This window comes from Psychroflexus sp. S27, assembly GCF_002810405.1.
GTDB classification, from domain to species: Bacteria; Bacteroidota; Bacteroidia; order Flavobacteriales; family Flavobacteriaceae; genus Psychroflexus; species Psychroflexus halocasei_A.
The window spans coordinates 280,856-292,743 of the sequence record NZ_NEXQ01000024.1; the positions used below are offsets into that span (position 1 = coordinate 280,856).

Here is an 11,888-nt window from a genome sequence, read left to right on the forward strand (position 1 = left end):
GATGACAATACATAAAAACCCCTTTGTATTATTATTAATACTTTTTACAATTTCACTTACAGCACAAGAACGCGGACTACCGATTTATAAGGATTATTTAACTGATAACTATTATTTGATTCATCCTTCAATGGCAGGTGCTTCTTCAGAAAACAAAATTAGATTAACAGGTCGGCAACAATGGTTTGACGTTGATGACGCACCAGCATTATACACTGCAAGTATTAATGGACGAATAGGGGAGAATGTAGGTGTAGGCGGAATTTTGTTTAAAGATTCAAACGGGCGTTTTTCTCAACAAGGTGCATTGGCAACATTTGCTTACCACATACCTTTTTCTAACGTTAACGAAAAAGCTAATATTTTATCCTTTGGAATGAATCTTGGTTTTTCACAGGAAAAATTAGATGAATCAGATTTGAGCAATATTGAAAATCCTGATCCTATTATTACAGGCGTTGAGCAAACAGATGCTTATTTTAATCTTGATTTTGGCATTTCATATTTATATGGTGAATTTTTCCTACATGCAACTGTTAAAAATATTATGCCACAAGAAAGAAAGATATTTACTGATGTTTACGAAACTGATAATCAAAGACAATATTTGGCTTCTTTTGGTTACACATTTAATAGGGATTTATCAAAATGGTCATTTGAGCCTTCTTTGATGTACCATTACAAAGATGAAACTGCTGAATCTAACATAGATGTTAACTTCAAAGCCTATTATATGACGCCTTTTGGCAACTTCTGGGGTGGATTATCATACAGAAGAGCAATAGATGCAGCCGAGTTTAATAACGCCTCTGGCGAGGTTGAAACCGCAGATAATTACCAAAATTTATCTCCATTTGTTGGTGTAACTTATGATCGTTTTATGTTTGCTTATATGTACACATATCAAGCGAATTCAGTTGTTCTTTCAAATTCTGGATTTCATCAAATCACTTTGGGTATCAACTTTGGAGAGAATAAAAGACGTTACAAATGTAACTGTCCATTCTTGAAATAAGAATTAGAAATCTAAAAATTGACAATTGACTTTAGTCTGGTTTTTAAAAATCTGATCAATAACTTTTAAATTGTTGGCATTTGTATAAATGTCAACAATTTGTTTTTTAGGCTTATCTTGAAGAATTTTATTTTCAATCAGAATTTTCTTTGTCTGTTTAGCAACAGCATAACCTGAATCTATGATTTTAATACCAGGTAATAAATTTTTTAAATCTTTTTTAATGTAAGGATAATGAGTGCAACCTAAAACTAGACAATCAATTGCATTTTCTTTAAATACTTCGACTTGATTCTTTAAGTTTTCTTGAAAATCTTTATTCTCTGTCTTTCCATTTTCGACAGCTTCAACAATTTCTTTTCCTTCAACTTCAGTGATGTTAATATCTTTTTTAAAGAGTTCTGAAGCCTTTTCAAACAAAGCGCTGCTCAATGTTCCCTTTGTTGCTAAAATACCAATGCTATTAGATTTTGTTTGAAGAGCTGCAGGTTTAATGGCCGGTTCAATACCTATAAAAGGAAGTTGATGATTTTCTCGTAGTATAGAAATTGCGTTAGTCGTTGCTGTATTGCAAGCGACCACAATAAGCTTTACTTTTTTAGAAATTAGATGTGTTGTGTTTTTTTGACTGAGCTCGATGATTTCATCAACAGGCTTTGTACCATAAGGCGCATTTTTACTATCTGCTAAATAAATAAAGCGTTCATGAGGTAAAGCTTTCATCAATTCTTTTAAGATTGATGTGCCACCAACACCAGAATCAAATACACCAATGGGAAAATCTTTTATTGACACAATTGTTTAAGTTTCGTATAAAAATAAAAAATGACCAAGATTATTGGTCATTTTTTATAATAAGATTATATGTAAAATTTGATTACTCTCCGATTGCTGCTTTAGCATCGTCCATTAAATTGTAACCGTCTGCCATTAAAACCCCAGCTCCAGTTGAAGAGTCAAAAACATAATCATAACCTTTTTTACGAGCAACTTGCTGGATTACTTCTCTTGCTTTTTCAAGAACAGGTCTTAAAAGTTCCTCTCTTTTCTTCTGAATCTCTTGACTAGCAGTTTGTTGGTATTCACGGATTGATTGCTCCATTTCTTGCAATTCCATCGCTCTTTTTTCATTTTCCTCACGTGTCACTGTTTCAGCTTCAGATTGGTATTGTTGATTCTTTTTCTGAGCTTCTTTAAGTGTTGCATCAATATCACTACGGTAACTTTGCTCTAATTTCTCTAATTGAGACATTGCATTGTTGTAGCTTGGTAAGTTTTCAATAAATTCTTGAGCATTGATGTGTGCAACTTTAGATTGTGCTTGTGTAGTTGCGGCGAAACCTAAACTTAAGGTTAATGTCAATGCAATTAATATTGATTTGATCTTCTTCATTTTTTTAGTTTTTAAATTATTGTTTATTTAGTATTAATCGTTTTCTCTTGCTTTTTTAATTGAGTCTCTCTGACGTTGCCTTTCAGCTCTTTGCTTTAAAATCTTTTGTCTTCTTTCTTCAAATTTTCTTTCTCTGTCAGCACGAAGTGAGTCTACTTTTCTTTGGCGCTCACTCATGATGTCTTCTCTCTCTTGCTTTTTCTTTTCTTTAGCGGCTTCTCTTTCTGCATTCTTCTTTTCGTCTTCCTCTGCTTTTTCAACAGATTTGTACTGATCTATTTCTTCTAAAACTTCCTCAGTATCTTTATTTCCACGTGAATTGATCTGTATCATTTTTAAAACAACATCGCTTAAATCATGTCTCTTTGCAGAGAACAGCATAAGAGCATCGGCTGAATTCTCAAAGATAAAATCATAGTTTCTGCTATCACCAATATCTTGTATTGCGTTGAAAACTTGATCTTGTATAGGTTGAATTAATTGTCTCTTTTGAGTAATATACTTTCCTTCAACCCCAAACTTATCATTTCTGTATGCTAAAAGTTCATCTTCAAGAAAACTAATTTCATCTTCTAATTCCTCAATGAGTTGAGGTGTCAACAAAGGTCTTTCAGCATTTAATTCTTCTTTTAACTGATCGATTTTTTGTTGCTTTTTTGCAATGTCAGTTTTCCATTTCTGAACACGTTGATTAAGATTGTCTTGAGACTGCCTGTACTCTGGAACTTGCTCTAAGATATAATCCATGTCAACGTAAGCAATTTTGTTTCCGCGTTGTGCGGTTACCGCAATGCTAATCAAAGTGAAAAGCAATAAATATAAGAACTTGTTTTGTATATAAGAAAAAACCATGCCAATCTAGAATTGTTGTCCGATAATAAAATGAGTTTCCCATCCATTGGCACCTGAAGTACCTGGAATTGGGTCAAAGCCGTAGCCAAAGTCAATACCTAGCAAACCGAATGCTGGCATAAAGATCCTTAATCCTGCCCCAGCTGAACGCGTCAGTTCAAATGGAGAGAAGTTTTTGAAATTATCATAAGTTGCACCACCTTCTAAGAATGTCAGTGCGTAAATTGAAGCAGTAGGTTTTAATGTAATTGGATATCTCAGCTCCATTGTGTATTTATTATAAATAGTCGCACCATCGTTAAATGTTTCTTCACCATTGACAGTTCTTGACTTAGGAACGACTGACTGGTTTGGGTAACCTCTTAAAGAGACAATTTCACGACCATCAAGTGCGTAACCTGCTAATCCATCACCACCCAAGAAGAATCTTTCAAACGGAGGAATTCCTCTATCGTTGTTATAAGCTCCTAAGAAACCAAACTCAAATTTTGTTCTTAAAACTAAATCTCCAACAATTTTGTTATACCAATCTGCAGAGAATTTAACTTTATAAAATTCTAACCAATTAAATCTTTCTTGATCTATTTGCGAAACTCTTTTGTCATTTCCATTTTCAATTGCTGTTGCTCTTTCTTTTTTCAATTCAGAATAATCAACATTATTAAATGCAGAATACGGTGGAGTAAATTTCACAGAGAAATCAAATTTTGATCCACCAAGTGGGAAAATTGGGTTTTTAAAAGTATTATCTCTATTGATACCTAAAGTGATTGTAAAGTTTTCAGATGTACCGTCAGGGAATCTAAACAAGCCAATATTATAATTGTTCATGCTGAAATGCTGGTAACCAATCGCTGAAGAAATTGTGAAATATTGATCAGGTTCTCTCAAACGCTTTGCAAAACCAACATTGATTCCTGTAATGGAGAAGCTTCTGTCACTATCAGCGTCTCTTGTAATCGGATTGTATAAATATTGGATTGTGTGCGATAAGGATACCGAAAGTTGTACGGGTCTTTTACCACCCAACCAAGGCTCAACAAATGATAAGCTATAATTCTGGAAAGAAATACTTGCTTGTGCTCTTAATGAAAGCGACTGCCCGTCACCCATTGGGATAGGCTTGTAAGCATCTTTATTAAAAATATTTCTGATCGAGAAGTTGTTGAATTTTAAACCTAATGTTCCAATAAAGCCACCACCACCGTAACCTCCTTGAAGTTCGATTTGGCTGCTTCCTTGTTCTTCAACAACGTATTCTAAGTCCAGTGTACCAGATTGAGGATCGACATTTTGAAATTCAGGATTTAAATTTTCTGGGTTGAAGAATCCTAACTGTCCAAGTTCACGTACAGTGTTGACAACATCTTGTTTACTGTAAACTTGCCCTGGACGCGTTCTTAAATTTCTGTAGATAACATGATCATTCGTTCTGTTATTACCAACAACAGAAATATTATTGAAATAAGCTAATTTACCTTCATTGATCCTGATCTCAAAATCAATTGTATCGTTATAGATTTTCGTTTCTACGGGTGTAATAGTTGAAAATAAGTATCCGTTATTTTGGTAAAGGTTAGTAATGTCTTGCGCATCAGGCTTTTCTTTATTCGCAATTTTATTCTGTAAAATTGTACCGTTGTATGGGTCACCTTCTCTAATACCTAAGATTTGATTGAGCTGTTGATCAGTGTAAATACTGTTTCCTAAAAATTTAATTTTACCAAAATAATATCTGTCACCTTCTTTTAAATCAACATTGACAATCACATCGTCAGTTCTATCTTTACTATACATGGTGTCAGAAACGACTCTGGCATCACGGTAACCTTTTTCTTTATAGAATTTAATGATGTCTTCCTTACTTGTTTTGTATTCGTCCTCCAAAAATTTAGAGCGTTTCCAAAATCTGAAAAAGTTCTTTTGTTTTGTTGTCGCAATACCTCTTAGCTTTCTACCGCTAAATTTTTCATTACCAGAAAAGTTGAACTCAGCAACTTTGACCTTTTCACCTTTGTCAATATTGATTAATAAATTGACTTTATTTTCTTGACTTAGGCTGTCACTTGCTTCTGAAGTAATAATATCTGCATTCGCATTAAGGAAACCTTTTTCTTGGTATTTTTTCTCAATATTATTTTTGAGCTTAATTTTAAAGTTGTCAGTCAGTTTTGTTCCTTTCTCAACATCAAAATCTTTGATAATATCCTTACGTTTACGTTCCTTGATACCCCTAACTTTAACATTTTCAAGTTTAGGAACTTCAACAATTTCGAGTTCTAAGTGAGCTTTACCGTCTTCAATTTTAGTGATATAGAAATTAATATCGCTAAAAAGACCTAAATCCCATAGTTTCTTTAAAACCTTACTCAACTTATCACCAGGAATGTAAAGTTCATCCCCAACTTTTAAACCTGTAAATGCAATAACAGTGTTTTCGTTATAGCTAGTTGAGCCAGTGACTTTAATCTCGGCAAGTTCATATTTCTTAGCATTAGAAATTGGTAAGTCTTGAGCTTGACTGCTTTTTGGCATGATGCCGAAAATGGTAAGAAATAAGCCTAAGATTAAGGTGTAGTTTAATCTCAAGGTCTTATAGTTGTTCACTAGTTTTTCCAAATCTTCTTTCTCTTTTTTGATATTTAAATATAGCTTCAAATAAATCTTCTTTACTAAAATCTGGCCACAGAACTGGTGTAAAATAAAATTCTGCGTAAGCCATTTGCCATAACAAGAAATTACTGATGCGTTGTTCACCGCTTGTACGAATCATCAAATCAACATCAGGCAAATTCTTTGTGTAAAGATGCGTGTTGATTGTTTCTTCTGAAATTTCTGATATGTCTAATTGATTGTTTTTTACTTTTTCCGAAATGTTTTTGACTGCACTAACAAGTTCTTCTCGTGAACCGTAGCTCAGTGCAAGAGTCAATGTCATATGTTTATTGTGAGCAGTTTTATCAATAACTTCTTCTAACTCTTTTTTGGCTTTAGAAGGTAAATTACTCAAACAGCCGACAGCATTTAGGCTAATATCGTTGTCTTGTAATGTTTTAATTTCTTTTTTGAGTGAAGAAACCAAAAGACGCATCAATGTTTTGACTTCTAATTTTGGTCTGTTCCAATTTTCAGTTGAAAATGCGTAAAGCGTTAAGTTTTTAACACCAACTTCTGCGCAACCTTCAACAACTTCACGAACTGATTTTGTGCCTTTTTCATGTCCTACAGATCTCAATAAACCTTGTTTTTTAGCCCAACGACCGTTACCATCCATAATGATGGCAATGTGTTGCGGTAAACTTTCTTTATTTATATGAGATTTGTATTCCATTAAAATTTACAATAACAAGGCTTTCGGCCAAAAGTATAAGTTAGAGTGACACCTCCAAAGATATACCAATCATTCATGTTTTGATTTCCAAATGTGACCATTTCATCTATTTCTATAGCTTCTTGCGGATTACTACCGTCTAAATTATCGGTAAATGCGTAACGCGCACCAAACTCTAATGCGATAACAAAACGTTCAGATACCGCTCCCTTAATTCCAAAAATTAAAGGAATGGCGAAATTATAGTTTTCATCAATCTTGACCAATTCTTTTTCAGGTTCATTTGGACCTAAATGGTCAGCGATGAAAAAATTTAGACCTGTTGAAACATATGGAACAAATTGTGGACGTTTAAAATCATGTAAATTCCATTCCCAAAAATTAAACTCGAGTCCAACTGCAAATTCAGTCAGGCTATTCTTAAACTCATATCCTCTCTTTTTTCTTCCAATAGATTCTGAAAGATTATCATACCCGAAAGTCCGATGCTGAATAATACTAAACCTAAATGCATGTCGAGGGCTTCGGTTCCATTTAAAGATGGCTCCATAGCTAAATTTATCCTTCTTAGCATAATCACTAGGATTTGTAAAGGATGAAGAGCCAACGTCGCCAACAAAATTGGTACCTCCTAAAACTAAGCCTGCTTCATAAGTTTGAGCCTTAGTCACCGCTGAGGTAATGATAAAAAGCATGAGGATTAATAATCTCAAAAGCAATTGTTTTTAAAAGTTTGCAAATATAAAAATAATGTCCTGCCTTTCAGCAAATTTCAAAAATTTGTAGTTAAAACAGAAATTATAACTTTTTATTGCTTTTTAATTACGTTTATCTTCTCCCCAGAGCAACTTTTTCCTAAGTGTTGTTAAGAAGCTGTCTTCTTTTTGAGTTGCCAAACCTATTTTAAAATCTGCTTTTTTGATATAGATTTCACAATTATTTGGCATTGCAATTGTTCTCGCATCAATTGATGCTAAAAAGCTATCTTCTCGACTCGAAATTCTTAATTTGACTTCCGTGTCATCAGGAATAATAAGTGGTCGTGCATTTAAATTATGAGGCGCAATTGGAGAAATCACAAAACTATTTGTTTTTGGTGTAATAATCGGGCCACCGCAACTTAAGGAGTAACCTGTTGATCCTGTGGGTGTTGAGATGATTAATCCATCTGCCCAGTAAGCATTCAAATATTCGTCGTTAAGCCAAACTTCAATCGTAATCATTGAAGTTGTGTCTTTTCTATTGATAGCAAGATCGTTGAGTGCATAATTAAAAGGCCCGAGTTTTTCGTTGTTTTCAGAAGCTTCGACTTTCATTAAGCTTCTCTTGGAAATTGAATAATTGCCGTTGAGCACTTCCTCAATACGAGACTCAATTTCGTTGTCATGTATGGTTGCCAAGAAACCTAATCGACCCGTGTTAATACCGATAATCGGAATCTCTAAATCTTTAACCAAACTTGCAGCAGAAAGGATTGTACCATCGCCCCCAATACTGAAGAGTAAATCATAAGTTTTGTCGAGTGATTCAAAAGAATCGTAATCTGAGCTTGGATCAATAAACTCATTGGCAATAATCATTTCAAGATATTTCTTCTCAAAACGAATGTCAATTTGATGTTTTTTTAAAACACCTAAAAGCTGCTGAAGATACTTTTGCGTTTGCGGATAATATGATTGTCCGAAAATCCCAACTTTCATAGGCATAACTTTTTTAAATGTTTAAATATTTATCTAAATAAGCAGAATGTTCCTTAAGCTTAATCTCATGTTGATCTTCGTGATGTTGACTCACAATATTGTATTTAAAGCGTCTCAAGCTTTGTAAAATTTCATTAAGACCTTGATGTTTAATTTTGATAAAAACTTCAACAAAATCTGAATTGTGGTCACTGATAAAGCTACCGAGAATTTTAGCATTCATACTTTCCAATAAATGAAACAATTCCGAATATGCAAAATCTATTGAACTTTTTCGGATGATAATTGTATCAGCTTTATTAGAAATAAAATTTGTTTCACTTATAATCTCAAAAATATCGTTCAGGTGTAAGACACCCATGAATGTATGATGATCGCCGAGTATAGGAAGTCTGTTCGTTTGATGATTGGCGAAAAGGGAGAAAATATCCAAAATATTTTGATGGCTTTGGCCGAAAAATATTTCAAATTCGTTTGTAAAATCTTTCGGTGAAATATCTTTTTGGGATAAATCTAATGCCTCTCGAGATAAACATCCTTTAAACTGATCCTTTTCAGTTATGATAAAATGAGACGCATCAGATTTGAAGATTTCACTTTCAAAATTTGCATCAAAATTATAAACATCAGCGTCAGGATTGACAAGACTTAACCAGTTCATCGCTTTTTTAGTGCAAAATACACAAAATCTATTCTCCTATATCTTAATTTAGATTGTATTTTTGTTTGAAACCTAAATTTTAGTAAAATGACAAGACTTAGTGTTAACATAAATAAAATTGCGACTTTAAGAAATGCAAGGGGTGGCGATATGCCAAATGTTGTTGAGGCGGCACAACGTATCGAGTCTTTTGGAGCACAGGGAATTACTGTGCATCCAAGACCAGACGAAAGACATATTACTTATCAAGATGTTGCTGATTTAAAAAAAGTAGTAACAACCGAATTCAATATTGAAGGAAACCCTAATGATAAATTTATTGACCTTGTCCTGAACAACAAGCCTACGCAGGTCACTTTAGTTCCGGATGCTGTTGATGCGATAACCTCTGACGCTGGTTGGGATACTGTAAAAAATGAAGATTATTTAAAAGAAATAGTTTCGCTTTTTAAAAAAGAGGGCATCAGAACTTCAATTTTTGTTGATCCTAATCAAGATATGATTACAGGCGCGCAAAAAACTGGTGTTGACAGAATTGAATTATACACTGAAGCTTATGCGAAACATTATCAAAATAATAAATTAACAGCGATAAGAGCTTATAAGGAATGTGCTGTTTTGGCTGATAGTTTAGCGCTTGGTGTGAACGCCGGTCACGATTTATCACTTGATAATATCGCTTACTTTAAAGAGCAAATTCCTGTTTTAAAAGAAGTTTCTATCGGTCACGCATTGATTTCTGAAGCAATGTATTTAGGTTTGGAAAACGTTGTGAAACAATATTTAAATAAATTAAAGTAATGGATTTATACGCAAATGTGATTGGAGAAGGAAAACCACTTTTGATTTTACATGGCTTTCTGGGAATGGGAGACAACTGGAAAACATTAGCCAAGCGATATGCCGATGAGATGAATTATCAAGTTCATTTAATAGACCAAAGAAATCACGGTCGAAGTCCGCATTGTGATGAATTCAATTACGACTTGTTAGCGGCAGATTTGAAAAGTTATATGGACAATAATAATATGTCTTCTGCTGATTTAATTGGGCACTCAATGGGCGGTAAAACCGTTATGACTTTCTCGATTCATTTCCCGACTTATGTTAATAAAATGATTGTCGTTGATATTGCTCCAAAATATTATGCGCCTCATCATCAACAAATTTTAGAAGGCTTGACCGCAGTTGATGAGGCTTGTTTTGAATCTCGAAAAGATGCCGATGATTTATTATCTGAATACATCAAGATAAAATCTATCCGTCAATTTCTATTGAAAAACTTATATAGAAAAAATAAAAAGGAATACGGTTTAAGAGTAAATCTTGATAGCTTGAAAGCAAACATTAATGAGATAGGAAAATCACTTAAAGCAAATGAAACTTTTGATGGAGAAACATTGTTTATCAATGGTAAAAAATCAGATTATATTACAGATGAAGATACTAATTTGATTAAAAATCATTTTCTAAATTCTAAAATTCAACCCATTCAGAATGCTGGACATTGGGTTCATGCGGAACAACAAGATGAATTTTATAATGTGACATCTGCATTTTTAGCTTAAAAATTACTATGCTAACATAGTATTATTAAAATTTTGTTGTGAAATTGTGAATTAATGTTAAATTTGAAACATCATTTATTGATGAGTTTATTTAAAATCTAATATAGAAATATGAGAAAAATCTTATTATTAGCGGTATTGCTGTTATCAGCTTCCTCAATTTATGCAGGAGGTTACAGAGTTGCCACACAAGGACAAAGAGCCTTGGCGATGGGGCACGCAGGAGTTGCATTGGTAAACAGTGCAGAAACAGCATTTTTTAACCCGTCAGGAATTGTGATGCTTGAGGACAGATTGAATGTCTCTGTTGGGGTGTCAGCTGTTATGTCAAACGTGAAATGGCAAAACGAAACAACAGGCGAATACAGTGAAACAGATAGTCCTGCTGGAACGCCTTTTTATGCTTACATCACTTATAAAATTAACGAGTGGTTGTCTGCAGGTTTAAGTGTTTACACGCCTTATGGTAGTGAAGTGAGATGGGAGAAAGATTGGTCTGGATCTCACCTTGTCAATAATATTGACTTGGCTGCAATATATATTCAACCTTTATTGTCAATCAGATTATCTGAACACGTCAGCATTGGTGGTGGACCGATTTTCGCAACGGGTAATGTTGAATTTAATAGAAATATTAATCAGACTTTAACTGATATCGACGGAAACAGATCTAATGTCAACATTAAAGATTCTGGTGTTACAAATTGGGGGTGGAGTGCAAGTATGACAGTTGCGCCAACGGATAACTTCAGAATAGCGATGAACTATAGATCTGAAATTATTCTTGAAGCTGAAAATGGAGAAGCAACATTCTCTAATATTCCAAATTCTGGTTTAGTTCCTGCTGAAAATGGTGTGAAGAATTTTAATGCTTCTTTACCAATGCCAGCGGAATTGTCGATTGGTGCTGCTTGGCAAGCGACTGAAAAGTGGTTATTCGCTTTAGATTACAACAGAACTTACTGGGAAGCTTATGATAATTTAGATATCGATTTTGTTGATCCAAGTGTTGCTGATTCTAAAAACCCAAGAAACTACAAAAACTCTTCATCTTACAGATTTGGTATGGAGTACAAAGCAAGTAGTGCAATTGATTTGAGAGCAGGATATTATTATGACCAAACGCCAGTTCGTGAAGGTTACTTTGCGCCAGAAACACCAAGAAACGATTCTCAAGGTTTTACAGCTGGTCTTTCTTATAAAATCAATGAGAATTTAGCGATTGATGCTTCATTCTTATATGTAAGATTTAAAGAAGTGAATGCTTCTTACGATCACTATATGGTTGACGGAAAAGAAGTCCCTTTTGTAGGAACTTATAAATCAAATGCTTTTATACCTGGTATAGGTGTAAGTTATAAATTATAA

12 protein-coding genes are annotated in these 11,888 nt (G+C 33.8%); 4 read left to right on the top strand and 8 right to left on the bottom strand.

Going from position 1 to position 11,888, the window contains the following annotated elements:
* Nucleotide 1 precedes the first annotated feature (1 nt).
* Entirely contained in the window at nucleotides 2-1,015 is a 1,014-nt protein-coding gene (locus tag CAP47_RS09045; RefSeq protein ID WP_100776327.1) for a type IX secretion system membrane protein PorP/SprF, read from the top strand.
* 3 nt (nucleotides 1,016-1,018) lie between these two features.
* On the opposite strand, the gene murI is transcribed toward CAP47_RS09045, so the two are convergent.
* From murI to CAP47_RS09085, 8 genes are all read right to left on the bottom strand, one after another.
* Nucleotides 1,019-1,810 carry a glutamate racemase gene (gene murI / locus CAP47_RS09050; protein ID WP_317042706.1) on the bottom strand — a complete coding sequence of 264 codons (792 nt, stop codon included), beginning with the start codon at nucleotides 1,808-1,810 and terminating at the stop codon, nucleotides 1,019-1,021.
* A gap of 82 nt (nucleotides 1,811-1,892) precedes the next feature.
* The gene (locus tag CAP47_RS09055; protein WP_100776328.1) at nucleotides 1,893-2,408 is read right to left on the bottom strand and encodes an OmpH family outer membrane protein; all 516 of its coding nucleotides are present in this window, start codon (nucleotides 2,406-2,408) and stop codon (nucleotides 1,893-1,895) included.
* Nucleotides 2,409-2,441: 33 nt separating this feature from the next.
* The gene (locus tag CAP47_RS09060) at nucleotides 2,442-3,260 is read right to left on the bottom strand and encodes an OmpH family outer membrane protein (protein WP_100776329.1); all 819 of its coding nucleotides are present in this window, start codon (nucleotides 3,258-3,260) and stop codon (nucleotides 2,442-2,444) included.
* Between the two features lie 6 nt (nucleotides 3,261-3,266).
* Complete coding sequence (gene bamA, locus CAP47_RS09065; protein ID WP_410523965.1) at nucleotides 3,267-5,795, bottom strand: outer membrane protein assembly factor BamA; 2,529 nt, start codon at nucleotides 5,793-5,795, stop codon at nucleotides 3,267-3,269.
* Between the two features lie 58 nt (nucleotides 5,796-5,853).
* Nucleotides 5,854-6,591, bottom strand: coding sequence for an isoprenyl transferase (locus CAP47_RS09070; RefSeq protein WP_100776331.1), 738 nt, complete (start codon nucleotides 6,589-6,591; stop codon nucleotides 5,854-5,856).
* Nucleotides 6,591-7,304: a DUF6089 family protein gene (locus CAP47_RS09075; protein ID WP_238141018.1), complete on the bottom strand. Its 714-nt coding sequence runs from the start codon at nucleotides 7,302-7,304 to the stop codon at nucleotides 6,591-6,593. The genes CAP47_RS09070 and CAP47_RS09075 overlap by 1 nt, the downstream gene beginning before the upstream one ends.
* A gap of 105 nt (nucleotides 7,305-7,409) precedes the next feature.
* Nucleotides 7,410-8,291, bottom strand: a complete 882-nt coding sequence (locus tag CAP47_RS09080; protein ID WP_192869985.1) for an NAD kinase — start codon at nucleotides 8,289-8,291, stop codon at nucleotides 7,410-7,412.
* A gap of 13 nt (nucleotides 8,292-8,304) precedes the next feature.
* On the bottom strand, nucleotides 8,305-8,952 hold the full coding sequence (locus CAP47_RS09085; protein ID WP_100776334.1) for a hypothetical protein: 648 nt from the start codon (nucleotides 8,950-8,952) through the stop codon (nucleotides 8,305-8,307).
* Nucleotides 8,953-9,039: 87 nt separating this feature from the next.
* Between CAP47_RS09085 and CAP47_RS09090 the strand changes: the two genes are divergently transcribed.
* The 3 genes from CAP47_RS09090 to CAP47_RS09100 all read left to right on the top strand — a co-directional run bounded on the left by CAP47_RS09090 (nucleotide 9,040) and on the right by CAP47_RS09100 (nucleotide 11,888).
* Complete coding sequence (locus tag CAP47_RS09090; RefSeq protein WP_093238159.1) at nucleotides 9,040-9,753, top strand: pyridoxine 5'-phosphate synthase; 714 nt, start codon at nucleotides 9,040-9,042, stop codon at nucleotides 9,751-9,753.
* Nucleotides 9,753-10,520, top strand: coding sequence for an alpha/beta fold hydrolase (locus CAP47_RS09095; RefSeq protein ID WP_100776335.1), 768 nt, complete (start codon nucleotides 9,753-9,755; stop codon nucleotides 10,518-10,520). Before CAP47_RS09090 ends, CAP47_RS09095 begins: the two co-directional genes overlap by 1 nt.
* 111 nt (nucleotides 10,521-10,631) lie before the next feature.
* Nucleotides 10,632-11,888, top strand: a complete 1,257-nt coding sequence (locus CAP47_RS09100; RefSeq protein ID WP_100776336.1) for an OmpP1/FadL family transporter — start codon at nucleotides 10,632-10,634, stop codon at nucleotides 11,886-11,888.

Coding starts and splice junctions, on each gene's coding strand:
- CAP47_RS09045 (WP_100776327.1), top strand. CDS start 2: ATGACAATACATAAAAACCCCTTTGTATTATTATTAATACTTTTTACA.
- CAP47_RS09055 (WP_100776328.1), bottom strand. CDS start 2,408: ATGAAGAAGATCAAATCAATATTAATTGCATTGACATTAACCTTAAGT.
- CAP47_RS09060 (WP_100776329.1), bottom strand. CDS start 3,260: ATGGTTTTTTCTTATATACAAAACAAGTTCTTATATTTATTGCTTTTC.
- bamA (WP_410523965.1), bottom strand. CDS start 5,795: ATGCCAAAAAGCAGTCAAGCTCAAGACTTACCAATTTCTAATGCTAAG.
- CAP47_RS09070 (WP_100776331.1), bottom strand. CDS start 6,591: ATGGAATACAAATCTCATATAAATAAAGAAAGTTTACCGCAACACATT.
- CAP47_RS09080 (WP_192869985.1), bottom strand. CDS start 8,291: ATGAAAGTTGGGATTTTCGGACAATCATATTATCCGCAAACGCAAAAG.
- CAP47_RS09085 (WP_100776334.1), bottom strand. CDS start 8,952: ATGAACTGGTTAAGTCTTGTCAATCCTGACGCTGATGTTTATAATTTT.
- CAP47_RS09090 (WP_093238159.1), top strand. CDS start 9,040: ATGACAAGACTTAGTGTTAACATAAATAAAATTGCGACTTTAAGAAAT.
- CAP47_RS09095 (WP_100776335.1), top strand. CDS start 9,753: ATGGATTTATACGCAAATGTGATTGGAGAAGGAAAACCACTTTTGATT.
- CAP47_RS09100 (WP_100776336.1), top strand. CDS start 10,632: ATGAGAAAAATCTTATTATTAGCGGTATTGCTGTTATCAGCTTCCTCA.